23 protein-coding genes are annotated in these 23352 nt (G+C 62.0%); 8 read left to right on the forward strand and 15 right to left on the reverse strand.

Annotation, left to right across the window (positions count from 1 at the left end; genetic code table 11):
• Window positions 1-4: 4 nt before the first annotated feature.
• The 5 genes from purU to GGR20_RS14895 form a co-directional block, all read right to left on the reverse strand.
• Window positions 5-859, reverse strand: coding sequence for a formyltetrahydrofolate deformylase (gene purU, locus GGR20_RS14875; RefSeq protein WP_183312169.1), 855 nt, complete (start codon window positions 857-859; stop codon window positions 5-7).
• A 371-nt stretch (window positions 860-1230) separates the two neighbouring features.
• On the reverse strand, window positions 1231-2040 hold the full coding sequence (locus tag GGR20_RS14880; protein WP_183312170.1) for an ABC transporter permease subunit: 810 nt from the start codon (window positions 2038-2040) through the stop codon (window positions 1231-1233).
• A gap of 1 nt (window position 2041) precedes the next feature.
• Complete coding sequence (locus GGR20_RS14885) at window positions 2042-2995, reverse strand: ABC transporter permease subunit (RefSeq protein WP_183312171.1); 954 nt, start codon at window positions 2993-2995, stop codon at window positions 2042-2044.
• Complete coding sequence (locus GGR20_RS14890) at window positions 2992-4146, reverse strand: ABC transporter ATP-binding protein (RefSeq protein WP_183312172.1); 1155 nt, start codon at window positions 4144-4146, stop codon at window positions 2992-2994. The genes GGR20_RS14885 and GGR20_RS14890 overlap by 4 nt, the downstream gene beginning before the upstream one ends.
• Window positions 4147-4206: 60 nt before the next feature.
• Window positions 4207-5301: a polyamine ABC transporter substrate-binding protein gene (locus tag GGR20_RS14895; RefSeq protein ID WP_183312300.1), complete on the reverse strand. Its 1095-nt coding sequence runs from the start codon at window positions 5299-5301 to the stop codon at window positions 4207-4209.
• 440 nt (window positions 5302-5741) lie between these two features.
• On the opposite strand from GGR20_RS14895, the gene GGR20_RS14900 reads away from it, so the two are divergent.
• Together GGR20_RS14900 and GGR20_RS14905 are read left to right on the forward strand one after the other, a co-directional pair.
• Window positions 5742-6677 (forward strand): pseudouridine-5'-phosphate glycosidase, encoded by a 936-nt coding sequence (locus tag GGR20_RS14900; protein WP_183312173.1) that lies wholly within the window; start codon window positions 5742-5744, stop codon window positions 6675-6677.
• Complete coding sequence (locus tag GGR20_RS14905; RefSeq protein ID WP_183312174.1) at window positions 6674-7558, forward strand: carbohydrate kinase family protein; 885 nt, start codon at window positions 6674-6676, stop codon at window positions 7556-7558. Before GGR20_RS14900 ends, GGR20_RS14905 begins: the two co-directional genes overlap by 4 nt.
• A gap of 45 nt (window positions 7559-7603) precedes the next feature.
• Here GGR20_RS14905 and GGR20_RS14910 read toward each other — a convergent pair whose 3' ends face one another.
• Entirely contained in the window at window positions 7604-8413 is an 810-nt protein-coding gene (locus GGR20_RS14910) for a siderophore-interacting protein (protein ID WP_183312175.1), read from the reverse strand.
• A gap of 110 nt (window positions 8414-8523) precedes the next feature.
• Between GGR20_RS14910 and GGR20_RS14915 the strand changes: the two genes are divergently transcribed.
• Together GGR20_RS14915 and GGR20_RS14920 are read left to right on the forward strand one after the other, a co-directional pair.
• Window positions 8524-9492, forward strand: coding sequence for a zinc-binding dehydrogenase (locus GGR20_RS14915; RefSeq protein WP_183312176.1), 969 nt, complete (start codon window positions 8524-8526; stop codon window positions 9490-9492).
• Window positions 9493-9589: 97 nt separating this feature from the next.
• On the forward strand, window positions 9590-10114 hold the full coding sequence (locus GGR20_RS14920; protein WP_183312177.1) for an HPP family protein: 525 nt from the start codon (window positions 9590-9592) through the stop codon (window positions 10112-10114).
• 136 nt (window positions 10115-10250) lie between these two features.
• Here GGR20_RS14920 and GGR20_RS14925 read toward each other — a convergent pair whose 3' ends face one another.
• The gene (locus tag GGR20_RS14925) at window positions 10251-11570 is read right to left on the reverse strand and encodes an NAD(P)H-dependent oxidoreductase (protein WP_183312178.1); all 1320 of its coding nucleotides are present in this window, start codon (window positions 11568-11570) and stop codon (window positions 10251-10253) included.
• A 223-nt stretch (window positions 11571-11793) separates the two neighbouring features.
• Here GGR20_RS14925 and GGR20_RS14930 point away from each other — a divergent pair, with 223 nt between their 5' ends.
• The 4 genes from GGR20_RS14930 (at window position 11794) to GGR20_RS14945 (ending at window position 15485) form a co-directional block, all read left to right on the forward strand.
• The gene (locus GGR20_RS14930) at window positions 11794-12123 is read left to right on the forward strand and encodes an STAS domain-containing protein (RefSeq protein WP_183312179.1); all 330 of its coding nucleotides are present in this window, start codon (window positions 11794-11796) and stop codon (window positions 12121-12123) included.
• Window positions 12120-12485, forward strand: coding sequence for a response regulator (locus GGR20_RS14935; RefSeq protein ID WP_183312180.1), 366 nt, complete (start codon window positions 12120-12122; stop codon window positions 12483-12485). Before GGR20_RS14930 ends, GGR20_RS14935 begins: the two co-directional genes overlap by 4 nt.
• A gap of 43 nt (window positions 12486-12528) precedes the next feature.
• Window positions 12529-14898 (forward strand): chemotaxis protein CheA, encoded by a 2370-nt coding sequence (locus GGR20_RS14940; protein WP_183312181.1) that lies wholly within the window; start codon window positions 12529-12531, stop codon window positions 14896-14898.
• A 98-nt stretch (window positions 14899-14996) separates the two neighbouring features.
• On the forward strand, window positions 14997-15485 hold the full coding sequence (locus GGR20_RS14945) for a chemotaxis protein CheW (RefSeq protein WP_116587385.1): 489 nt from the start codon (window positions 14997-14999) through the stop codon (window positions 15483-15485).
• A 75-nt stretch (window positions 15486-15560) separates the two neighbouring features.
• On the opposite strand, the gene GGR20_RS14950 is transcribed toward GGR20_RS14945, so the two are convergent.
• The 8 genes from GGR20_RS14950 to GGR20_RS14985 form a co-directional block, all read right to left on the reverse strand.
• Window positions 15561-16118: a dihydrofolate reductase family protein gene (locus GGR20_RS14950; protein ID WP_183312182.1), complete on the reverse strand. Its 558-nt coding sequence runs from the start codon at window positions 16116-16118 to the stop codon at window positions 15561-15563.
• Window positions 16119-16494: 376 nt separating this feature from the next.
• Window positions 16495-18636, reverse strand: coding sequence for a sodium-translocating pyrophosphatase (locus GGR20_RS14955; protein WP_116587384.1), 2142 nt, complete (start codon window positions 18634-18636; stop codon window positions 16495-16497).
• Window positions 18637-18796: 160 nt separating this feature from the next.
• Window positions 18797-19117, reverse strand: a complete 321-nt coding sequence (locus GGR20_RS14960) for a DUF167 family protein (protein ID WP_420827453.1) — start codon at window positions 19115-19117, stop codon at window positions 18797-18799.
• Between the two features lie 6 nt (window positions 19118-19123).
• Window positions 19124-19426: a YggT family protein gene (locus GGR20_RS14965; protein ID WP_183312183.1), complete on the reverse strand. Its 303-nt coding sequence runs from the start codon at window positions 19424-19426 to the stop codon at window positions 19124-19126.
• Between the two features lie 311 nt (window positions 19427-19737).
• Window positions 19738-20346, reverse strand: coding sequence for a DedA family protein (locus GGR20_RS14970; protein WP_183312184.1), 609 nt, complete (start codon window positions 20344-20346; stop codon window positions 19738-19740).
• Window positions 20347-20483: 137 nt separating this feature from the next.
• Window positions 20484-22298, reverse strand: a complete 1815-nt coding sequence (gene typA / locus GGR20_RS14975) for a translational GTPase TypA (protein WP_183312185.1) — start codon at window positions 22296-22298, stop codon at window positions 20484-20486.
• Window positions 22299-22568: 270 nt separating this feature from the next.
• On the reverse strand, window positions 22569-22952 hold the full coding sequence (locus GGR20_RS14980) for a VOC family protein (protein WP_183312186.1): 384 nt from the start codon (window positions 22950-22952) through the stop codon (window positions 22569-22571).
• On the reverse strand, window positions 22949-23344 hold the full coding sequence (locus tag GGR20_RS14985) for a VOC family protein (protein WP_183312187.1): 396 nt from the start codon (window positions 23342-23344) through the stop codon (window positions 22949-22951). The genes GGR20_RS14980 and GGR20_RS14985 overlap by 4 nt, the downstream gene beginning before the upstream one ends.
• Window positions 23345-23352: the final 8 nt, after the last annotated feature.

Genomic DNA, 23352 nt, shown 5'->3' on the forward strand with positions numbered 1-23352 from the left:
AACACTATCCGAACACCACCGTCTTGCGGCCATTGAGCATGACCCGGTTTTCCAGGTGCAGCTTGACGGCGCGGGCCAGCACGCGGCTTTCGATGTCGCGGCCGGCGGCGACCAGATCGTCGGGGCTGAGCGCATGGGTGACGCGGGCGGTTTCCTGCTCGATGATCGGGCCTTCATCGAGGTCCGGCGTCACGTAATGGGCGGTGGCACCGATGATCTTGACGCCGCGCTCATGGGCCTGGTGATAGGGTTTGGCGCCCTTGAAGCTGGGCAGGAAAGAGTGGTGAATATTGATCACCTGGCCGAACAGGCGGGTCGAAAGACTATCCGAGAGCACCTGCATATAGCGCGCCAGCACGACAAGATCGGCGCCCGCTTGCTTGACGATATCGAGCACCTGGGCTTCCTGGGCGGCTTTGGTGTCCTTGGTGACGGGCAGATAATGGAAGGGCACGCTGGCGTCGTCGGCAATCTTGCGGGCGTCTTCATGGTTGGAGACGATAGCTGCGACCTCGGCGTCGAGCCAGCCGACGCGGATTTGGTAGAGCAGGTGCAGGAGCGTGTGGTCGAACTTGGAGACCATAATGACGAGGCGCTTCTTGCGGCTTTCATCTGAAAGCGCGGTCTTCATGTCGAACCGCTCGATAGGCGATTTCAGCGCCTTTTCAATGGTTTCGCGGCTCACCTCCTGCGGGGCGGTGAAAGCCAGGCGCATGAAGAAGCGGCCGGTCTCACGATCCCAGAACTGATTGCTCTCGGCAATATTGGCCTTGAGCGCTGCCAGCTCGGTGGTGACGGCGGCCACGATGCCGGGGCGATCGGTGCAGCTGAGGGTGAGTACGAAATTGGCCGAAGACAATGCGGGCCTCCCGAAATTGCTATGTCGCGCGTCCAAACTCGAACCGGCAATCGGCAGGTGCGGCGGCGCGGTTGCTCGGCCAGCGGTATCAATGGCTTGGCGCCATCCGTCAAGCCTTGGGCTGTGCAGGTGGCTAACGGCGCAACAGAAAAGGGCTGCCCTTTGCGGACAGCCCTTCCTGAGCTTATCGGCCTTGAGGGGCCGGGAGGTGCATGGTTAGTCGAGATCACTCCCACTCAACACATGAAAACCCAGACCTTCCTCAAGAGCCAAAACCTCATAAGACACTGGATCACCTCCTTTGCTTTCGTTGAACATATGCCGAGCTTGCCCGCGTTTGGCGGGCCTGTCCAGTCACGAAAAATTCGGCCCTAAACGCGCCGGTCTTTCGGCTTGCTTCTGAGCTGAATGATCGTTGCGGCCAGTACGCCCAGCGCCACGATCCCGATGATGATGGAGGCCAGCGCGTTGACGTCTGGCGACACACCTAGGCGCACCTTGGAGAAGATCACCATGGGCAGGGTGGACGAGCCTGGCCCGGACACGAAGCTGGCAATCACCAGATCGTCGAGTGAAAGGGTAAAGCCGAGCAGCCAGCCCGAAACCAGTGCCGGGGCAATGATGGGCAGGGTGACGTCAAAAAATGTGCGGACCGGCGAGGCGCCCAGATCCATGGCCGCTTCTTCGAGGCTGCGGTCGAAGTCGGACAGGCGCGACTGCACCACGACGCAGACATAGGCGGTGCAGAAGGTGGCGTGGGCGATAACGATGGTCAGCATGCCGCGCCCTTGCGGCCAGCCCAGAAATCCTTCCATGGCCACAAACAGCAGCAGCAGCGAAAGTCCGGTGATCACGTCGGGCATGACCAGCGGGGCCGACACCATGCCGGCAAACAGCGTTCTTCCGCGAAAGCGGCGGAAGCGGACCAGGGCGATGGCGGCCAGCGTGCCCAGCACCAAGGCGATGCTGGCGCTGAGAGCGGCGATCTGCAGGCTCAGCCAGGCCGCGCCAAGCAATTGCGGGTCGCGGAACAGCTCGCCATACCATTTGGTCGAGAAGCCGGACCAGACCGTGACCAGGTTCGATTCATTGAACGAGAAGATGACCAGCGAAACAATGGGCGCGTAGAGAAACGAGAAGCCCAAGGCCGCGGCGATGGGAAGGAACCAGCCCTTGCGCATGCTATTTCTCCACCACTGCGCCCTGGGCGCGTTGCAACAGCATGATGGGCACCACCACGACCACCAGCATGGCCACCGCCACGGCAGAGGCGCGCGGCCAATTGGTGGCGCTGAAGAACTCGTCCCAGAGCACCCGGCCGATCATCAGCGTTTCCGGCCCGCCCAGCAGCGAGGGAATGACGAATTCGCCGATGGCCGGAATGAACACCAGCATCGAGCCGGCAATGATGCCGGGCAGCGAGAGTGGCAGGGTAACGAACAGGAAAGTGTGGATGGGCCGAGCACCGAGGTCGGCAGAAGCCTCAAACAGGGAGACGTCGAGCTTCACCAGCGTGGTGTAGAGCGGCAGGATCATGAAGGGCAGATAGGTGTAAACAATGCCCACATAGACCGCGAAATCGGTCTGCATCATCACGATCGGCTCGAAGCCAAACAGGCCCAGAAACTGGTTGATCACCCCATTGCCGCGCATGAAGCCGGTGAGGGCATAGACGCGCAGCAGGAAGGAGGTGAAAAAGGGCAGCACTACCAGCATGAGCAGAATATTGCGCCAGCGGTCGGGTGCGCGCGCGATGGCATAGGCCATGGGATAGCCGACCAAGAGGGTGATGACCGTGGCAATGGCCGCGATGCGAATGGAGCTCAGATAGGCGGCGACATAGAGATTGTCGGTGAACAGGCGGATATAGTTGTTCAGATGCAGCGTCAGCTGCACCATACCGTCTTCGCTGGTGAGCAGCGGGGTGTAGGGCGGGCGGCCGAATTGCTTGCTGGTCAGCGAAATGCCGAAAACCACCGCCAGGGGCACCAGAAAGAAGATCAGGAGCCAGAGCAACGGCGCGATCAGCACCAGCATGCGGCCGGTAATGCCGACCCGGGCCAGGCCACGCTCGACGGCGCTCCAGGGTTTGAGCCGCCGGGGGGGCGGGATGGTGGGGTCGCGGGTGGCCGTCATGAGGTCAGCACCGAGCCGGCGTCTTCATCCCAGGTAACGTAGACCGTCTCTTCCCAGGTGATGGCATCGGGGTTGCCGCGCACCGAATTGGTCTGGCTGACGCGGAGGCGTTTGCCGCTTTCAAGCGCGATCTGATAGACCGAAATATCGCCCAGATAGGCGATTTCCTCGACAATGCCGGTGGCCACATTGGCACCGTGGAGCCCTGCGGGTTTTTCGCGGCTCAAGACCATTTTTTCGGGGCGGATGGCCCACCAAAGGCGCTGTTCGGGCGCGCAATCGACGCCGTGTCCGACATAGATATCGCAGCCCAGCTCGCTTGAGCGGATGCGGACATGGTCGGGCTCATCCTCGGTGACTACGCCCTCAACCATATTGGCCGAGCCGATGAAATTGGCGACGAAGCGCGAATTGGGGAATTCATAAATGTCAGTGGGTTCGCCGATCATGGCGATTTCACCCTGGTTCATCACCCCGATGCGGGTGGCCAGGGTCATCGCCTCTTCCTGATCGTGGGTGACCACGATGAAGGTGACGCCGAGCTGTTCCTGAATCTTGACCAGTTCGAACTGGGTCTCCTCGCGCAGCTTTTTGTCGAGCGCGCCGAGCGGTTCATCGAGCAGCAGCAATTTGGGGCGCTTGGCCAAAGCACGGGCCAGTGCGACGCGCTGGCGCTGGCCGCCTGAAAGCTGATGTGGCTTGCGCTTGCCATAATCCTGCAACTTGACCAGCGCCAGCAGCTCGTTGACGCGTTCGTTGATCTCGGCGCGGGGGAGGCCGTCGCGCTTGAGGCCATAGGCAATGTTCTGTGCAACAGACATATGCGGGAACAACGCATAGGACTGGAACATCATATTGACCGGCCGGTGATAGGGCGGCACGTCGGTCATGTCCTGACCATCGATTTCGATGGTGCCGGAGGTCGGGTGCTCGAAGCCGGCCAGCATGCGCAGCAGGGTGGATTTGCCCGAGCCCGATCCGCCCAAAAGGCAAAACAATTCGGATTTGTAGATGTCGAGTGAGACCTCATGCACCGCGATGATGTCGCCGAATTTCTTCGAGACATTCTTGATGCGCACGAAAGGCTTGTTGTTGGCCGTGTCGCGCCAGGGACGCGTGTCGATGGCTAGCTGCTGCGGCTTTTTGGCCATTGGGGCTCTCTATCCGATGGGTCGAAGGGCGGCGCGGGGCCGCCCTTCACAGATGCGTTGTTACTGGCCAGTCTTGATGCGGGTCCAGGTGCGGGTCAGCACTTCCTCATAATCGGGAGAGTGCGCCTGCATCACGAAAGCCTTTTCGATGGTTTCGGCGGGCGGATAGATGCCGGGGTTCGACTTGACCTCTTCGTCCACGAATTCCAGCGCCGGCAGGTTGGGATTGGCGTAGAAGACATAGTTGGTGATGGCCGCCACAACCTCGGGCTCGAGGATGTAGTTGATGAAGGCATGGGCGTTGTCCGGATGCGGGGCATCGGCGGGAATGGCCAGGAAGTCAAACAGGGTGGCCGCGCCTTCCTTGGGGATCACATAGGTCACCTCAACGCCCTGGTCGGCTGCTGCTGCGGCATCGGCGGCGATGAAGATGTCACCCGAATAGCCCAGGGCGAGACAGATTTCGCCATTGCCCAGATCATCGATATATTGGGAAGAGTGGAAGTAGCGGATCGAGGGCTTGATGGAATTCATCAGCGCTTCGGCCGCTGCCAGGTCTTCCTCGCTCTCCGAATTGGGGTCGAGACCGAGATAGTGCAGGGCAATGCCCATCACCTCGGAGGGGCTGTCGAGTACGGCGACGCCGCAGCCGGCGAGCTTTTCGACCACCTCGGGCTTGAACAGCAGGTCCCAGCTTTCCAGATCTGCATCAGGGCCGAGCGCTTCGGTTACCTTGGCCGTGTTGTAGCCCAGACCAATGGTGTTGATCATATAGGGCACGGCATGGGCATTGTCCGGGTCCTGCTTGGCGGCGGTAGCCATCACGGCCGGGTCGAGATTGTCCAGATTGGTCAGCTTGGACTTGTCGAGTTCGAGGATCAGGCCAGCCTGGATCTGGCGCTCGAGGAAGTTGCCCGAGGGCACGACAATGTCATAGCCCGAATTGCCGGCCAGCAGCTTGGCGTCGACGATCTCATTGTTGTCATAGACGTCGTAATTGACCTTGATGCCGGTCTCCGCCTCGAAATTGGCGATGGTGTCCTCGGCAATATAGTCGGACCAGTTATAGACGTTGAGCACCGGCTCCTCCTGCGCAATGGCAGGGCTCGCAGCCAGTACAGCGCCAAGGGCGATGGCAAGCGATTTTTTCATCAGATTTAGTCTCCTGTGGGGACCGTGGTGGAGGCGATTGGCGTGTTCAGGGACAGCCGGTTCAAGACGCTATGCGCCGGTTCGCGGTTAGAGCCGCGGCTCAACCCCGGGGCCTCATTATGCAGACCCCGGAAATAGGATGAAACTGAACTGGAGATGCGCTTGTGGGCGGCGCCGTAAGGCGCCCCAAAGTCTTGCGGCGATCGACCCCGAAACGGGTGCATATCGAGGCGCCAATATTGCGCCATCAATTGTGGATCTAGCCAGCGAAGTGCCCTTTCCATCTGAAAGACACCGGCAAATTATCGACAAACCAAAGGGCCGACAAGGCGGTGCCGACGCTGTTTTTTTGTCGGACTTGACCGTCTGGATGCGGGGGCGCACAAGCACGGTAAACAGCCAGCCGGATGGCGGGCACCGAGACGATCTGGAGTTCGATACCAATGAGTGCAAAGGCCTATCTGTCCGTTTCAGGCGATGTGAAAGCGGCGCTGGCCGCCGGCAAGCCGGTGGTGGCGCTCGAATCGACGATCATCACCCACGGCATGCCCTATCCGCAGAATCTGAGCATGGCGCAGGAGGTCGAGGCTGTGGTGCGCGAGCATGGCGCGGTGCCCGCGACCATTGCCATCATGGACGGTAGGCTCTGCGTCGGGGTGTCGGGCGAGGACTTGCAGCGCCTGGCCGAAGAAGGCCACAAGGCCGCCAAGGCCAGCCGCCGCGACATGGCGGCGCTCTTGGCCAATGGGGTCATGGCCGGCACCACCGTTGCGACCACCATGCAGATTGCGGCGCTGGCGGGCATCCGCATCTTTGCGACGGGCGGCATTGGCGGGGTGCATCGCGGTGCCGAAGACAGTTTCGATATTTCGGCCGATCTTGAAGAGCTTGGCCGCACGCCCGTTGCGGTGGTCTGCGCCGGGGCCAAGTCGATCCTGGATATCGCCAAGACGCTCGAAGTGCTCGAAACCAATGGCGTGCCGGTCCTGGGTTACGGCACCGACGATTTCCCGGCCTTCTGGGCGCGTACCAGCGGGCACACGGTCGACAAGCGTCTCGATAGTCCCGCCGAGGTCGCAAAATTGCTGGCCATCCAATCCGATCTCAACATGGGCGGTGTCCTGATTGCCAATCCCATTCCGGAGGCGGACGCGTGGGAGGCCAGTGCCATTGAGGGCTTCATTGCCCAGGCGCTGGCCGATGCCGAGGCGCAGGGGATCAAGGGCAAGGCGACCACGCCCTTCCTGTTGCAGCGCATCTTCGAATTGACCGGCGGCAAGTCGCTGGAAAGCAATATCGCGCTGGTCAAGAACAACGCCAAGGTCGCTGCCCAGATTGCTGTGGCGCTATCGAGCCAGATCGCTGCGCGCCAGGCATGAGTGCGCGGGTACTGGTCATCGGCGATGTGATGACCGACATCATCGTGCGGCCCGAGGGCCCCATAGTGCCCGGTTCGGACCGGCGGGCGGAAATTCGCAACCGGCCGGGCGGATCAGGGGCCAATCAGGCTGTCTGGCTGGGTGCTGCCGGGGCCGATGTGCTGTTTGCCGCCAGGGTTGGGGCCGCCGACCGACCCATGTACGAAAACTATTTTCGCGGCCAGGGCGTGGTGCCGGCGCTGGCCGGGGACCGGGACCTGCCCTCGGGCGTTCTGGTGACTATCCTCGATCCATCGGGGGAGCGCAGCTTTCTCACCGACCGGGGCGCCAATCTCAATCTCGGCCCCGATGATCTGCCCGAAAGCCTGCTCGAAGGCGTGCAACTGGTGTTGGTCTCGGGCTACAGCTTTTTCGCGCCCGGGCCGCGCATGGCCGTACAGCGTCTGTTGCAGGCTGCCCGCAAAGAAAAGGTCGCCATCGCCATTGACCCGGCGTCCACCGGATTCCTTGAAGAGGTCGGGCCGGCCGTGTTCTTGGGCTGGGTCGGCGCGGGGGAGTGGCTGTTTGCCAATGAGAGCGAAGCCGAACTGCTGACCGGGGAGGCCGATTTCGACGCACAGTTGCGTGTGCTCGGCCAGCAATTCAGCCATGTGGTGATCAAGCGCGGGCGTTTCGGCGCGGCACTCGGGAATCGGGATGGGGTGCGGCTGAACCAGCCGGCGCCCATCGTCGAGGTGCTCGATACAACTGGCGCCGGCGATGCCTTTGCGGCCGGGTTTGTCGCGGCCTTGCTGCGCGGTGAGTCCCACCAAACCTGCCTTGCGGCGGGCATTGCGGGCGGGGCAAAGGCGGTTCAGGCTGTGGGTGGACAGCCAATCTGAAGACCCTCCACCGGACGACTGTGCGGCTGACTCGCCTGATCGACGTCAGTGGTCCTCCTGAGCGTCCGCCACGCCGAGATGCCAATAGCCGGCTGCCTTGACCCATTCAGGGTTAAAACCGCGGCTGTCGAGCAGATGCGTCTTGACCGCGCGCGCCATATTCACTTCGCCTGCGATATAGGCATAGGCCTTGCCGGGCGGGAAGCTGGCAGCGGCGATGGCATCGCGCACCAGGCTCGTGGTACCGGCAGCGGCGCCGTTGCGGTGCACATAGACCAGTGTGAGTTCGGCTTCGGTGTCGAATTGCTGTTCTTCGGCCTTGCTCTCAACCTCGATCACGGCCAGCACCGGTGTGCCCGGCGGCAACTCTTCGATACGGCGGCCGATGGCGGGTAGGGCGGTTTCGTCGCCAGCCAGCAAATACCAGTCAAAGGCCAGAGGTACGATCTGACTGCCGCGCGGACCGCCGATTACCAACGTGTCACCAATCTGCGCCGAGGCAGCCCAACCCGAGGCCGGGCCATCGCCATGCAGCACGAAATCGAGATCGATCCAGCCCTTCTCAACGCTCCAGTAGCGCGGGGTATAGTCGCGCATTTCCCGCTTGGTGCCGGGCGGAAACTGCGCGCCATTGGGGCCCACTGGCGGCAACTGCTCCGGGGTGCCCTCGGAAAAGAAGAAAGCCTTGATATGGTCGGCATAGCCGGGCGAGACAAAACCGGTCATGTCGCCTTCCAGACGGATACGGCGCATCAGAGGCGTGACCTCGGCAATCGCGGAAACCGTCAGCAGCCGGAGTCTGGTATCGTGGCGGACGCGCTGGATAGCGCGGGCGTTGGCAGCGGTCTCGGGCATTACTTATCCTGACATTTCTGATCAGGAATTAGCGAAAAGATTTTGCCAAGGCAAGCTTGACGTAAACGTTAAGCCACCTATGTGGTTGGCACATTGCAATGGAGATGAAAATGAAGCGCGCCGTATACACCCAATTCGGCCAACCCGACGCTGTTCTCTCCATGCAGGAGAGCGTGCGCCCGGAACCAGGGCCAGGCGAGATCCTGGTGCGCATGGTGCTCTCGCCCGTGCACAATCACGACTTGATGACCATTGCCGGCCAATATGGCTACAAGCCAGCGCTTCCGGCCGTGCCAGGAACAGAGGCCGTCGGCGTGGTCGAGATGCTGGGCGAGGGAGTTGCGAACCTGCAAGTCGGTCAGCGCGTCGCCGGTAGCGCACAGAACAGTTGGGCCGAATATTATCTGGCCGATGCACGCCGGCTGGTTCCGGTCCCCGAGAGCGTCGACGACGCCACCGCCTGTCAGCTCGTTTCCATGCCGCTCAGCGCCAAGATGCTGCTCGATACGCTGGGCGTCGAGGCAGGGCAATGGATTGCGCTCAACGCCGCCAATGGGGCGGTGGGCAAGCTCGTTGCGCAATACGGCGCCGCTCTAGGCATCAATGTGCTCGGGCTGGTGCGTCGGCCGGAGGCCGTCGAGGAGATGGCAGCGCTCGGGTTCGACACCGTGGTGGCGACAGAAGGCGAGGCCTGGCAGGAAAAGGTGCGTGCCATTACTGGCGGCGCGCCGATCGTGCGGGGCATCGAATCTCTGGGCGGCAAGGGGGCGGCGCAGCTGCTGAGTATCCTGTCCGATGGCGCCGAACTGATTAGTTTTGGTGCCATGACGGCCCGGCCGCTGGAAATTTCTGCTGCCGATCTCTTGTTTCGCGGCATCACGGTCAAAGGCTTCTGGGGCGCAAATCCTCCGGTCAAGCCGGAGCGGATCGGTCAGTTGCTCGGCGAACTGGTTGCCGATGCTGCGAGCGGAAAGCTCAAAATGGCGATTGAGGCCAGCTATCCGATCGATGCCATCGCGCAAGCCGTTGCAGCCAGCGGTGTGCCAGGCCGTAAGGGAAAGATCGCCATTCACGGCTAGGTTTTACCAGCAGGCGGTGCGCTGGCGTCTCCAAGGGCTGACAGCACGGACGGGGTTTGCCTATATGGGCGGACCCCTTTTCCTGCGCAGTTGACCAATGCACCCCCTGATTGCCCGATTCATGGCCCGGCACGAACCCCGCAAGGACTGGCGGGTACACGCCAAATCGACAACCGCCACGGCGGCGGCGGTTACCTTGATCGGCTATCTTTCAGCGGTGACAGGCCTGCCCCTGCTGCTGGCGCCCCTTGGGCCCACGGCGCTGGTGATTTTCGGGCAACCTGAATCGCCCAATGCGCAGCCGATCAATATCTTTGCCGGTTATTTCATCGGCACGGTGGCGGCGGTGCTGGCCATGTCAGTGGTGCCCGAACCGTTCTGGCTGGCCACGCTTTGCGTCGGGCTGGTGATGCTGGTCATGCTGGCGCTGCGCGTTACTCATCCCCCGGCCGCCGCAATTCCCCTGCTGACGCTGACCGGCCGGGTGGACGCGGTGACCCTGTTCGTCGTGCTGTTCCTGGCCTGCCTGCTGCTGGTGGCGATGGGCGCCATATTGCATCGCCTGCCGCCGCAAAGGCGGCGCTATCCGCTGCCGCTGGCCGAGGAAGTTGAGAAGAGCTGACAGCCTAGAGCCTGATGACGGCGCTCTGTGCTTGGCGTGCTGGGCTTCGAGCGGCTAGCCAAGCCGCCGGAGAAGCCTCTCGCCTATGTACGCGATCCCGATGGCAACAAGCTGCAGGCGGTATGTTACGGGTAAGCTAGGCGCTCAGCCCGAGCATGCGGTCCTGTTCCTGCCGCAGCGCAAACAGCCGCGTGGAGCTGTCCGGCTGGGCATTGGCGCTGGTGATGAGCGCGCCCTTTTTGACCGCTGCCGTTACCTTGCCGCCTTCGAGCAGGCCCACCGGCCAGGCGCCGGCTGCACGGGCGTCGGTGACGGTCATGGCAAAGGAGCGGTAGCAGGTCTCGCCGATGGCATCGAGCGTCTCGCCGGGTTGCAGATCGCGCTTGGCGACGGCGCAGACTTCGGCGACCGGGCGGGGCAGGGGCACCATGTCCGGCTTGCCGGTGAGCATGATACGGGCGCAGGTCAGCGGCACTTCAAGGCTGGTCAGGTGGTAGGGGCGGAAGAAGCCGTAATAGGGGCCGTGCCCGATATGGAGGTCATCCATGCGCTCGATAATGCGCGGATGGGTGGCCTTGACGATGACGAAGACCCCCGGCGCCACGCCCTTGCCGATGGTGAAATCGACCACACCTGAGGAATTGAGAATGCCGCCATCTTCCTTGGGGATGAGGACTTTGGCCATGTCGTCGCGATTGGTGGACGGGCCGTGCATTCCCGGTACGTCAGGCAACAGCCCGGTGGCATTGGCGATGGCGGTCATTTCGACGGCGGTCTTGGACCCGTCGACGAATTCAACCAGCATGCGCGGGTTCATGTTGCGGCGGTCCGCTTCTTCCCGATAATCGTCGGGCACAGCGTCGTGCTTGAGCGGGTTGTTCTTGCCCTTGCCGGCGGCGACAATGTCTAGGCCCAGGGCGGAAGCAAATTCGATCAATTCCATGCAGGAGCTCGGCTCGTCCCCGGCGCCGACGGAATAGACCACCCCAAGCTTGTCGGCCTGGGCCTTGAGATAAGGCCCGATGGTCACGTCGGCCTCGACATTCATCATCACCAGATGCTTGCCATGTTCCATGGCCATCAGATCATAGTCGGCGGCGACGCCCGGCTTGCCGGTGGCGTCGATCACCACGTCGATATTGGGGGTGGTGACCAGAGTTTCGGCCGTGGTGACGGCGATCTTGCCTGCCTCGATGGCAGCGGTCGCGGCGCTGGGCGTGTCGACCACCTTACCCATGGAATCCTCGCCATAGGCGATGGTCATGGCATCCAGCGCGGTATGGGGCCGACGGGTGGCGATGGCCGCCATTTCGATGCCGGTCATTAGGCTCATCTGAGTCACCAGATCGGTGCCCATCTCGCCCGAGCCAATCACGCCGACACGGATGGTCTTGCCCGCTTCGGCGCGCTGGGCGAGGTCACGGGCAAGGCCGGTCAGGGCGATCTTTGAAGGCATGGGTCGGTCCAGTTCTGGTATCGCGCCTGCGATAACCCTGTGCGGGGGCGGGGGCAAGGATTGTGTTGAAGTAAGAGGTGCGGCCAAGCCCTGTGAACTGCCCTGCGAGCTGCCATTCGAGCATAGCTCTTCGGGCCTATGACCCTCCAACCGCGCCGCTGGCGCGTTTGGCCGCGATGCGGACGGGTCATAGTTAGCAATTCTTAAACCGTTGGGGCTGAATATGCGGCTTGGAGAAGACTCCGGGGGCACCTTAACAAACATGGCTACGCAAAACCTGCAGACGGTCGCCTTGCCTGAAATCATCGATCTCGATTCGATTGATGGCATCCGCGACCAATTGATCGACGCCCTGGAGGAGGGACCGGTTACGGTTCAGGCCAGTGCGGTCGAGCGGGTTTCGACCAATGCGCTGCTGCTGCTGATCAGCGCCGCCGAAACGGCCCGGAGACACCATTTCGAGTTTTTTATTGACGCGCCGAGCGCGGCCATGGGCGCCGCGATCGAACGGCTGGGCCTCAGTGCCCGGTTTTCAGGGATGATGAAACAATGACGTTGCGGGTACTCACGGTCGATGATTCGCGGACCATTCTGGCCATGCTGCATCACACGCTGAGCAATGCTGGCTTTGAGGTGCTGCAGGCCGAAGACGGCAAGCAGGGCCTGGATCTGCTCAAGAGCCAGCAAGTGGATGTGGTGATCACCGATATCAACATGCCGGTGATGGACGGAATCGAGTTCATCAAGAATGTGCGCGCCACCGGGCTGCACAATTCGCTCCCCATTCTGATCCTGACCACCGAGACCAGCCAGGACAAGCGTGACCAGGGCAAGGCCGCAGGCGGCACCGGCTGGATCGTCAAGCCGTTCGATCCGGAGAAGCTGATTTCGGTGATCAATCGCGTCGTGCACTAAACCCTAGAACCAGTACGGACCCAGAAGGGTTGGAAGCGTAAGAATGAGTGATCTCGACGACTTCAAGGCCACCTATTTTGACGAATGCTCCGAGCTCCTGACTGAGCTTGAAGAACAGTTCGCCGTCATTGAAGAGGGCGAGCGCGGGGCGGATCGGCTCAATGCGGTGTTCCGGGCCATTCACTCAATCAAGGGCGGCGCCGGCGCCTTCGGCTTTACCGCGCTGGTGGGCTTTGCCCATGCCTATGAAACGCTGCTCGACTATGTTCGCGACGGTCGTATCGAGTTGACCGACGATGTCGTGGTGCTGTGCATCCGCGCCAATGATATCGTGGCCGACCATGTCAACGCAGCCCAGACGGGCGAGGCGCTGCCGGCCGATTACGGCGCCGAGGAAAAGGCCCGCTTTGACGCGCTGGCGCGCGGCGAAACGGCCTCGGACGGCACCGCGGAAGACGATCTGGATGGAGAAATGGTCGAGGAATTCGACCTCGATTTCACCCCAGTCATGGTCAATCTCGACGCCCCGGCACCAACCGGGGAAGCGCCGGTCGAAGATGTGTTCGACGCCGCCCCGATGATGGCCGCCGACGGGCAGTGGGAAATCCGTTTCACCCCGCATCGCGCGCTTTATGCCCGGGCCAATGATCCGCTGCTGCTGTTCCGCGAACTGGCCGCGCTGGGCGAGATGAGCGTGCATGCGGTGATGAGCGATGTGCCCCCGCTGTCCGATTTCGAACCCTTTGGCGTTTATTGCGCCTGGGAAATTACCCTGGTGGCGCCGGGGCTCGGCGAGGACGCCATTCGCGAAGTGTTCGAGTTTGTCGATGGCGATTGCGATATCGTCATTGCCCAGGCTGGCACGGTGCCCGGTCTTGCGCCAGACGAGCCCGCAATGGCTGCCGAGGTTTCGGCCGCGCCAGCGACGGACGAGCCGGATCTGTCGAGCCTTCTGGCTTTGACGGAGGAAGAAGTCGCAGCACCGGTCCAGCCGGTCGTGCCCCCGGTCGAATTTGTGCCCGAGCCACCAGTCGCCGAGGTCGGCCAGCAGGACAATTTTGAAGAGGCCCCGGCGGATCTGAGCTTTGCGGCCCTTGCCGCAGAGATCGCGCCGACACCGGCCCCCGCGCCCAAGGCGGAAAAGCCTGCCCCTGTCCCCAATTCGGCCCCCGCCGCCAAGCCCGTCGTGCCGACTGGTGGCGGCGAGAGCGAAGAAAGCAGCGGCCGCTCGGTTGGCGTGCAGTCGATCCGTGTCGATCTCGACAAGGTGGATCGCGTGGTCAACATGGTGGGCGAGCTGGTCATCACCCAATCGATGCTGACCCAGCAGATGGATGAGACGCTGCGCGCTCGTTATACCGAATTGGTGCGTGGGCTCGAAGTGCTGGCCCAGACCACGCGGGGACTGCAGGATTCGGTGATGGCGATCCGCGCCCAGCCGGTCAAATCGGTGTTCAGCCGCATGCCACGCCTGGTGCGTGAACTGGCGTCCAAGACGTCGAAAAAGATCAAGCTCGAGACCATTGGCGAGAACACCGAGATCGACAAGACGGTGATCGAGCAATTGTCCGACCCGCTGACGCACATGATCCGCAATTCGGCCGACCATGGCATTGAAAGTCCGGAAAAACGCCAGGCCGCCGGCAAGCCGGAATCAGGCACGATCCGCCTTTCGGCTGAACAGGCGGGCGGCAATATCCTTATCATTGTCGAAGATGACGGCGCCGGTATCAATCGCGAGCGCGTGCTGGGCCTGGCCCGGGACAAGGGCATCGTGGCGCCTGACATCACGCCGACGGACGAGCAGATCGACCAGCTCATCTTTGCCCCCGGCTTCTCCACTGCCGAGGCAGTGAGCGATATTTCCGGCCGTGGCGTGGGCATGGACGTGGTGCTCTCCAACATCAAGAAGATCGGCGGCTCGGTACATGTCCGTAGCTGGCCCGGTCGGGGTACGCGCATGACCCTGCGCCTGCCGCTGACGCTGGCCGTGCTCGATGTGATGCTGGTCAAGGTCGGTGGCGGCCCCTATGTGGTGCCGCTTTCTTCAATCGTTGAGACCATGCAGTGCAGCCGCGCCGCCTTCGAACGGGTCCCTTCGGGTGGCCGGGTGCTGCAGGTGCGGGGCGAATATGTGCAGGTCATCGACCTGGCGCAGCGCTTCGAGCTGACCAGCCAGCAGAACCCGGACGACCAGTTTGTCGTGCTCTGCGAGGCCGAGGGCAATCAGAAGGTGGCGCTGGTGGTGGACGACATCATCGGCCAGCAGCAGGTGGTGATCAAATCGCTCGAAGAGAATTTCGAGAGCGTTGAGGGCATCGCCGGCGGCACCATACTGGGCGATGGCAATGTGGCACTGATCGTGGATGTGCAGGGGCTCAGAACCTCGCCGATCCACCAGAATGCGGCCTAGTGCAGAAGGCGCATGGCGCCGTTAAGGAATTGGCGTCGATTGACGCATTAGGATCAACGCCAAGTGCCCAGGACGGGCGGAAGAAGAGGCAAGAAAAGATGGAAGCGCTGAGCCTTCGCGACGACATGAGCGACAAGACGGCAGCTGCCGGTCAGAACACATTGCAATTGATCGCCTTTTCGATCGGCGAGCAGACCTATGGCGTGGAGATCACCACGGTGCGCGAAATCCGCGCCTGGAACGGTGCCACCCCGCTGCCCAATACCCGCGAATTCGTGCGTGGCGTGATCAATCTGCGCGGCACCATCGTGCCGATCTTCGACCTGCGCGCCCGCTTCGGCGACGGTCAGACTTCGCCCACCAAGAACCATGTCGTGGTGGTGATGAGCGTGGGCGACAAATGGGTCGGCATTCTGGTTGACGCGGTCTCGGACATCCTCACCGTCAATCGCGACGACATTCACAATGTGCCCGAAGGTAACTCGATCGACACCGAACTGCTCAACGGCATCGTCACCCATGACAGCCGCATGGTCGGCCTGATCGACCTGCATGCGGTCGTGTCCGGGGCCAAGATGGACGGCTAGGCTGGCCAGCAGACCCAGGATTGTTAAAGAGGGCGCTGCAAGGCGCCCTTTCTCGTTTTCGGGGACAGCGCGGCGCTAATCGGCTTTCTTGCGATAGACCTGCACCACATTGCCTTTGGCGGTCACGTCGCTGCGCACCAGCTCCAGCCGCGTGGTCGGGTCGCCCGGCTCGAACAGATGCCGGCCTCCGCCCGCCACCACCGGATGGGTGATCAGCGAAAGTTCGTCCATCAGCCCGGCAAACAGCAATTGCCGCACCAGCGAAATGCCACCCATGGCGGCAATCTCGCCGCCCGGCTGGGCTTTCAGCTTGCGCACGAAGTCGATAACATCGCCCTCGATCAGGGTCGAATTGGACCATCTGGCCGTGTCGGCAGCGGTCAGCGTGTTCGAAGCCACATATTTGGGCACGCCATTGATGAACTGGGCAAAGTCGAGATCCTGCTCGGCCTTGGGCCAATAGCCGGCCCAATCCGACCAGCCCACGCGGCCCATGAGCACAGTGTCGACGCGGTCCTGCACCCCGGTCAGCATCTCCCCGAGCTGGTCGTCAAAGCTGTCGAACTGGAACTGGTCGGGCGCCTCGACGACGCCATCGACGGAATGAAACAGACCGGCTGTCACTTTACGCATTTCTGGAACTTTCCTCTGTTTCCGGGCGGCTGTATGCGGCCCGTTTCGCTCAGGCGACGAGCGGGAGGTGAGGGGATCGACATCACTGTTACAATCGGTGGCCCAACCATCCCAATGCAAGTCGCTCAGTGGGCAATGATGCCTTGGAAGCTGCGTTTCTCGCGCAGCAAGAAAATTGCCATAATGCTCTACATGAGCCGCTATCACACAGTAGGGCGGCTCTAATGGCGCCATGACTGGTCAGGAGACGGCTCCCCACTCCCAAAGAATGGACGGGATCTGCTGATCGGCGATGACCAGAGTTTTCCGGACTGGACCAATAGGCCCGGAGCTTTCGCCCCGGGCCTTTTTCGACTCCAGTCCAGGCGACGTCTGGTCACCCCAGATGCGCCAGCACGGCCAGCAGCAGCAGCGCTACGATATTGGTGATCTTGATCATCGGGTTGACGGCGGGGCCCGCCGTATCCTTGTAGGGGTCGCCGACGGTGTCGCCGGTCACCGAGGCCTTGTGGGCGTCGGACCCCTTGTGGTGGGTGACACCGTGGCTGTCGGTGAAGCCATCCTCAAAGCTCTTCTTGGCATTGTCCCAGGCGCCGCCACCGGCCGTCATCGAGATGGCAACGAACAGCCCGGTGACGATCACGCCCATCAGCATGGCGCCCACGGCCGAGAAACCAGCGGCAGGGCCGGCGATCCACATGATGACGAAGAAGACGACGATGGGTGAGAGCACTGGCAGCAGGCTCGGCACGATCATCTCCTTGATCGCTGCCTTGGTCAGCATGTCGACGGCCCGGCCATAGTCGGGCTTGTCGGTGCCGGCCATGATGCCCGGCTTTTCCTTGAACTGGCGGCGCACTTCCACCACCACGGACTGGGCTGCGCGGCCCACCGCCGTCATGCTCATGCCGCCAAACAGGAACGGCAGAAGCCCGCCGAACAACAGGCCCACAACGACATAGGGGTCGGCCAGCGAGAAGCTCAGATTGCCCATGCCCTGGAAGATGGCCGGGGCATCTTCGAGCCCGGCAAAATAGATCAGGTCCTGGGTATAGGCGGCGAACAGCACCAGTGCGCCGAGGCCCGCCGAGCCGATGGCATAGCCCTTGGTGACCGCCTTGGTGGTGTTGCCAACCGCATCGAGCGCATCGGTATTCTGGCGCACTTCCTTGTCGAGACCCGCCATTTCAGCGATGCCACCGGCATTGTCGGTGACCGGGCCGAAAGCGTCGAGCGCAACGATAATGCCGGCCAAAGCCAGCATGGTCGCCACCGCCACAGCAATACCGAAGAGCCCGGCAAGCGAATAGGTGACGATGATGCCCGCAATGATGGTCAGTGCCGGCAGGGCGGTTGATTCCAGCGAGACAGCCAGACCCTGGATGACATTGGTGCCGTGCCCGGTAACCGAGGCTTCGGCGATGGAATTGACCGGGCGACGATTGGTGCCGGTGTAATATTCGGTGATGACGATGATCAGGCCGGTAATGACCAGACCCACCACGCCGCACCAGAACAGGCTCCAGGGGGTGAAGGTCTTCGAGGTGGTCTCGATGGAAACATTCATGTCGCCGAACATCAGCCAGAGCACAGGCAGCAACGCCACGAGCGAGAGCACGCCCGTCGCAATGACGCCCTTATAGAGCGCGCCCATGATGTTGTTGTCCGAGCCGAGCTTGACGAAATAGGTGCCGATGATCGAGGTGACGACGCAAGCGCCACCGATCGCCAGCGGCAGCACCATGCCGATCAGCCGGAATTGCTCGGGCAGGATGATGGCGGCCAGCACCATGGTGGCAACGATGGTCACCACATAGGTTTCGAACAGGTCCGCCGCCATGCCGGCACAGTCCCCGACATTGTCGCCCACATTATCGGCAATGGTGGCGGGGTTGCGCGGGTCATCCTCGGGGATGCCGGCCTCGACCTTGCCCACCATATCGCCGCCAACGTCGGCGCCCTTGGTGAAAATGCCGCCGCCGAGACGGGCGAAGATGGAAATCAGCGAAGCACCAAAACTCAGCGCCACCAGCGCGTCGATCACGGTGCGGCTGGTTGCGGCAAAACCCATGGCGGTCAGCACCATGAAATAGAGCGTGACGCCCAGGAGGCCGAGCCCTGCCACCAGCATGCCGGTGACCGCGCCGGACTTGAAGGCCAGGTCCAACCCCTTGCCCAGCGAGCCGACGGCAGCCTGGGCGACCCGCACATTGGCCCGGACCGACACATTCATGCCGATGAAACCGGCCGCGCCGGAAAGCACAGCGCCGATCAGAAAGCCGATGGCGGCATAAATGCCGAGAAGGAAATAGGCGGCGATCAGGATGACCACGCCGACAATGGCGATGGTGGTATATTGGCGCTTGAGATAGGCCGAAGCGCCTTCGCGCACGGCCGCCGAGATTTCCTGCATGCGTGCCGACCCTGCATCGGCCTTGAGCAGGCCTTGAGTGGTCACCACGCCATAGACGATAGACAGGCCGCCGCACGCAACGATCAGCCAAAGTGCCAGATCCATAAGAAGTCCCTCGAAATGTTCTCCTCCGGGGACCCGCGCTGGTGCTGGCCAGGTCTTTTGCCCGGTCCAATCCCCGCCCTCCATCGGGCCCCCTCTGAGAGGTGAGCTTAGCGGGAATAATGGTTTAGGCAATGGGAGTTGCGATGTTTTGTCGCAAGCGCTAGCCGGCAAGCGCCGATGCGCGGGCGAACAGAGCCGGCGCGGGGCCGGCGACGGACACCGTCTTGAGCCGGCCCGTGTCACCACTGACCAGGGAAATCGAGGTTTTTGGCGCACCCAGCGCCTTGGCAATCAGCGCGATGACGGCGGCATTGGCGCGCCCCTTGTCGGGCACGGCGGAGACGCGGACGCGCAGGACCACAGAGCCGTCAGCGCGCACCTGACTGCCCTCAATAGTGTCGCGCCCGGCATTGGGCGTAACGCGGAGATATAGCAGGAGCCCGGTTGCCGTCTGCCGGGCAAAGCCGGGCAATGTGCACAAGAGAGGCTAGATGCCGGCGCGGATGACCGCAGGATAAATATAGTAGCCGATGATCGACTGGATGAAGAAGATCAACAGGAAGGCGATCAGCGGCGACAGGTCGAGGCCCGAGAAATTGGGCATGAAGCGCCGGATCGGCTTGAGCACCGGATCGGTGAGCTGGTTGATCACCTGCCAGACCGTGGCCACGAACTGATTGCGCGTGTTGATGACGTTGAACGAGATCAGCCAGCTCATGATGATCATGATGAGCAGCACCCACCAATAGAGCTGCAGCAGGATCAGGATGATGTCGAGCACGGCGCGCATGGGCGTCTCCGGTAAGGCGTTGGCAAACGCGGCAGAAAAACGGTTCGATTTATCTAGTGGCTGCTGGCGCTGGGGGCAAGGGCGGGCCGCTCGAAGCATTGGGGCATCGCACCAAAAACGCGATGCGATGCCCCGAATGACTTTGGGCCCGGTACGCAGAACACTTCTATCCGGACCCGAATAGTAGTGCACAAAGCGTGCCAGGTTGCGGGCCCCGGAAAACCGGGGCGAAAGATTAACTGATTGTAACTATTCGCATTTTGCGTCGATCTGGCCCATTGCAAATTGCAAGGGCCTTGCAAAACGCGACGTTATTCGCCGGCTTGGGCTGGCTTCCAGGTGACGACCCGGAACAGATAGAGCAGTACCACGGCGGCGAGCACTACATAGCTCAGCGGATCGAGCACCACTTCGATCAGTTCGTAGTGGTCATGCAGAATGTAGCCGGCCATGGTCAGAACGGTGTTCCATATCAACGCGCCGGCGGTGGAGGCCAGCAGGAACAGCGGCAAGGGCATCGCGGCAAGGCCGGCGGGGATGGAAATCAGCGTGCGGATGATCGGCATCAGGCGGCCGATCAGCACGATGATGGGCCCGTAGCGGCGGAAGAACCCCACGGCAGTGTCGATTTCCCCGGCGTTCATGGTCAGCAGCCGACCATAACGGTCGGCCAGCCATTTGACGCGGTCGAGGCCGAATAGTCGTCCGGCAAAATACCAGGGCAGCATGCCCGCCACCGCTCCGAATGTCGCGGCTGCCAGAACGCCGAACAGGTTGAGGTCTCCATTGGCGGCGGCAAAGCCAGCAAAGGGAATGATCAATTCCGAGGGGATAGGGGGAAAGATCGATTCGGCCACCATGACCAGGACTATGCCAACATAGCCAAAATCGATGATGATCTGGATGATCCAGTCAGTCATGTCATTGCCTCCGTGAGAACCCCCCCGACCTCCTCCTGTGAGGGGAAGGAGTCTCGCCGGCGGTCCTGACCAAATTGTGTCATATCCCCGATGTGGTTCCTCCCCCTGTCAGGGGGAGGTTGGGAGGGGGTATCCGATCAGGCCGACTTGGCAGCGCGGCTCATGCGCTTGCGATCATTCGGGTCGAGCCAGATCTTGCGCAGGCGGATCGATTTGGGTGTCACCTCGACATATTCGTCTTCGGCGATGTAGCCCAGGCTCTGCTCCAGCGTGAGCTTCTTGGGGGTGGTCAAGCGCACCGCTTCGTCCTTGGACTGAGTGCGGATATTGGTGAGCTGCTTACCCTTGAGCGCATTGACCTCGAGATCGTTCTCGCGGTTGTGCTCGCCAATGATCATGCCTTCATAAATGTCGACGCCGGCGTCGATCAGCATGGAGCCGCGGTCTTCCAGGTTCCACAGCGCATAGGCGACGGACTGGCCGGTGCCATTGGAGATCAGCACACCGGTGCGGCGGCCCGGCAGATCGCCCTTGAAGGGCACGAAGGAGTGGAACAGGCGGTTGAAGATGGCCGTGCCACGGGTGTCCGAAAGCAGTTCGGGCTGATAGCCGATCAGCGAGCGGGTGGGCACCAGAAGCTGGATGCGCGTGCGGCCGACGCCCGAGGGGCGCATGTCGGTCAACTCGCCCTTGCGCTCGGTGAGCTTTTGCACCACGGCGCCGGTAAATTCGTCATCGACGTCGATGATGACTTCCTCTACCGGCTCCATGCGCTGGCCGTTTTCTTCCTTGAACAGCACCTTGGGGCGACCAATGGTCAGCTCGAAGCCCTCGCGGCGCATGTTTTCGATCAACACGGCGAGCTGAAGTTCGCCGCGGCCGGCAACGTCATAGCTGTCATTGTCGTCACCGGGGGTCACCTTGATGGCGACATTGCCTTCGGCTTCGCGGAACAGGCGCTCGCGGATGACGCGCGACTGCACCTTGTCGCCTTCGCGGCCGGCCAGCGGGCCGTCATTGATGCGGAAGGTCACCGACAGGGTCGGGGGATCGATCGGCTTGGCAGCGATCGGCGTGGCCACTGTAGTGGCGCAGATCGTGTCCGCCACGGTCGAGGTGACAAGACCTGCAATCGAGACGATGTCGCCGGCCTCACCCACATCGACCGGGGTACGTTCAAGGCCACGGAACGCCAGAACCTTGGAGACGCGGCCCTTTTCGACTTCCTTGCCCTCGCGATTGAGGGTGTGGATGGGGTCATTGGCCTTCACCGATCCCGAAGCGATGCGACCGGTCAGGATGCGGCCCAGGAACGGATTGCGCTCGATGGTGGTGACCAGCATGCGGAACGCGCCTTCTTCCACCTGCGGCTCGGGCACATGCTCGACGACCTTGTCGAGCAGGGGCGCCAGGGTTTCCTTGGGGCCTTCGGGCTCAAGCGCCATCCACCCCTGCTTGGCCGAACCATAGAGCACCGGGAAATCGAGCTGTTCGGACGTGGCGTCGAGCGCAATGAACAGGTCGAAGATTTCCTCGAGCACTTCCAGGTGCCGCTCGTCGGACTTGTCGATCTTGTTGATGGCCACGATGGGGCGCAGGCCCTGAGCCAGCGCCTTGCCGAGCACGAACTTGGTCTGCGGCATCGGGCCTTCGGCGGCATCCACCAGGATCACCACGCCATCGACCATGGACAGAATGCGTTCCACCTCGCCACCGAAATCGGCGTGGCCGGGGGTGTCCACGATATTGATGCGGGTATCGTTCCAGGTCAGCGAGGTGACCTTTGCCAGAATGGTGATGCCACGCTCACGCTCGATATCATTGCTGTCCATGGCGCGTTCTTCGACGCGTTCGTTTTCGCGGAACGAACCGGACTGCTTGAGCAGGACGTCGATCAGCGTGGTCTTGCCATGGTCAACGTGAGCGATGATGGCGATATTGCGCAGGGACATATGTGGGTCAGGCCTCTTTGGCATGATCCCAATACCTTGAGCCGCTAAACAGGCGGCGACAAAACGGCTGAACCATGCAGGAATAAACACGGCACCCGGCCCGGAGAGAAACCCGGTTAGGGCGCATTTGGCGCTGCATTACAGCAGAACGGTGTTTTCCACAAGCGCAGGAGACGCAGGGCGGGGTTGCGAAGGGGAGACGTGATGCGCTTCTGGTGCCTCGCCCCTCCCCGCAGGAGAGAGGCGAGGCAAGGCCAATCCGGCCCTGCGTTACTTCAATGTTCGCGGCAGTTCCCCGGCTTGCCAGAGCCCAAGACCAAAGCCATCCGGGTCCAGAAAGTCGGCGCTCCAGCCCCCGGGCGCTTCGGAAACCGGGGTAACGATGTTGACACCCTGCTGGGCGAGTTCGGCTACCACATCGTCGATCCCGCCTTCACCGAGGTCGAAGATGATGGCGGGCGTGTTACCGCGTTTACCTTCCATCTCGAAGAAGATCAGGTCCGGGCCGTTCTCGATCTGCGCCTGCAGCCAGAACGGCTCGGCGCCCTCCTGCCGTTCGAGCTGCAATCCCAGGGTCTGATTGTAAAAGGTTTCGGTGCGGATGATGTCGCTGACATAGAAAACGACACTGACGCTTTTCGGCTTCAGTTTCATCGGGCGGTCTCCTTGTGAGAAAGCGGCTTGTCGAGTGGTTGGTAAAGACCCATCGGATACCCGTCAGGATCGAGAAAGGCCGCGCCCTTTCCATCGGGCGCGTCGCCAACCGGCGACACGATCGTTGCGCCATATTCGGCCAGCGCCGCCACGACATCGGCAATGCCGCCTTCTGCCAGGGTGTAGGTCACCAGCGGACTGCTGCCCGGCTGGGGCTGGCCGGGCATGACACTAATGCTGAATTCGGAACTGAGCCTGGCAAACAGGAACTGACCTGAGCCGGCGCCCCGGCGCTCAAAGGCAATACCCAGCACATCCGCATAAAAGCGGGCGCTGCGCTCAAGATCGGTGGAATGATAGACGAGGCAAGCCTCGGATGGTTTGAAGAGCATATTGGCGT

It is taken from the genome of Devosia subaequoris, from assembly GCF_014197055.1.
Lineage (GTDB): Bacteria > Pseudomonadota > Alphaproteobacteria > Rhizobiales > Devosiaceae > Devosia > Devosia subaequoris.

Excerpts from the sequence above, each read along its gene's own strand:
- GGR20_RS14880 (WP_183312170.1), bottom strand. The coding sequence starts at position 2,040 with ATGCGCAAGGGCTGGTTCCTTCCCATCGCCGCGGCCTTGGGCTTCTCG.
- GGR20_RS14885 (WP_183312171.1), bottom strand. The coding sequence starts at position 2,995 with ATGACGGCCACCCGCGACCCCACCATCCCGCCCCCCCGGCGGCTCAAA.
- GGR20_RS14890 (WP_183312172.1), bottom strand. The coding sequence starts at position 4,146 with ATGGCCAAAAAGCCGCAGCAGCTAGCCATCGACACGCGTCCCTGGCGC.
- GGR20_RS14900 (WP_183312173.1), top strand. The coding sequence starts at position 5,742 with ATGAGTGCAAAGGCCTATCTGTCCGTTTCAGGCGATGTGAAAGCGGCG.
- GGR20_RS14905 (WP_183312174.1), top strand. The coding sequence starts at position 6,674 with ATGAGTGCGCGGGTACTGGTCATCGGCGATGTGATGACCGACATCATC.
- GGR20_RS14910 (WP_183312175.1), bottom strand. The coding sequence starts at position 8,413 with ATGCCCGAGACCGCTGCCAACGCCCGCGCTATCCAGCGCGTCCGCCAC.
- GGR20_RS14915 (WP_183312176.1), top strand. The coding sequence starts at position 8,524 with ATGAAGCGCGCCGTATACACCCAATTCGGCCAACCCGACGCTGTTCTC.
- GGR20_RS14920 (WP_183312177.1), top strand. The coding sequence starts at position 9,590 with ATGCACCCCCTGATTGCCCGATTCATGGCCCGGCACGAACCCCGCAAG.
- GGR20_RS14925 (WP_183312178.1), bottom strand. The coding sequence starts at position 11,570 with ATGCCTTCAAAGATCGCCCTGACCGGCCTTGCCCGTGACCTCGCCCAG.
- GGR20_RS14930 (WP_183312179.1), top strand. The coding sequence starts at position 11,794 with ATGCGGCTTGGAGAAGACTCCGGGGGCACCTTAACAAACATGGCTACG.
- GGR20_RS14935 (WP_183312180.1), top strand. The coding sequence starts at position 12,120 with ATGACGTTGCGGGTACTCACGGTCGATGATTCGCGGACCATTCTGGCC.
- GGR20_RS14940 (WP_183312181.1), top strand. The coding sequence starts at position 12,529 with ATGAGTGATCTCGACGACTTCAAGGCCACCTATTTTGACGAATGCTCC.
- GGR20_RS14945 (WP_116587385.1), top strand. The coding sequence starts at position 14,997 with ATGGAAGCGCTGAGCCTTCGCGACGACATGAGCGACAAGACGGCAGCT.
- GGR20_RS14950 (WP_183312182.1), bottom strand. The coding sequence starts at position 16,118 with ATGCGTAAAGTGACAGCCGGTCTGTTTCATTCCGTCGATGGCGTCGTC.
- GGR20_RS14955 (WP_116587384.1), bottom strand. The coding sequence starts at position 18,636 with ATGGATCTGGCACTTTGGCTGATCGTTGCGTGCGGCGGCCTGTCTATC.
- GGR20_RS14965 (WP_183312183.1), bottom strand. The coding sequence starts at position 19,426 with ATGCGCGCCGTGCTCGACATCATCCTGATCCTGCTGCAGCTCTATTGG.
- GGR20_RS14970 (WP_183312184.1), bottom strand. The coding sequence starts at position 20,346 with ATGACTGACTGGATCATCCAGATCATCATCGATTTTGGCTATGTTGGC.
- typA (WP_183312185.1), bottom strand. The coding sequence starts at position 22,298 with ATGTCCCTGCGCAATATCGCCATCATCGCTCACGTTGACCATGGCAAG.
- GGR20_RS14980 (WP_183312186.1), bottom strand. The coding sequence starts at position 22,952 with ATGAAACTGAAGCCGAAAAGCGTCAGTGTCGTTTTCTATGTCAGCGAC.
- GGR20_RS14985 (WP_183312187.1), bottom strand. The coding sequence starts at position 23,344 with ATGCTCTTCAAACCATCCGAGGCTTGCCTCGTCTATCATTCCACCGAT.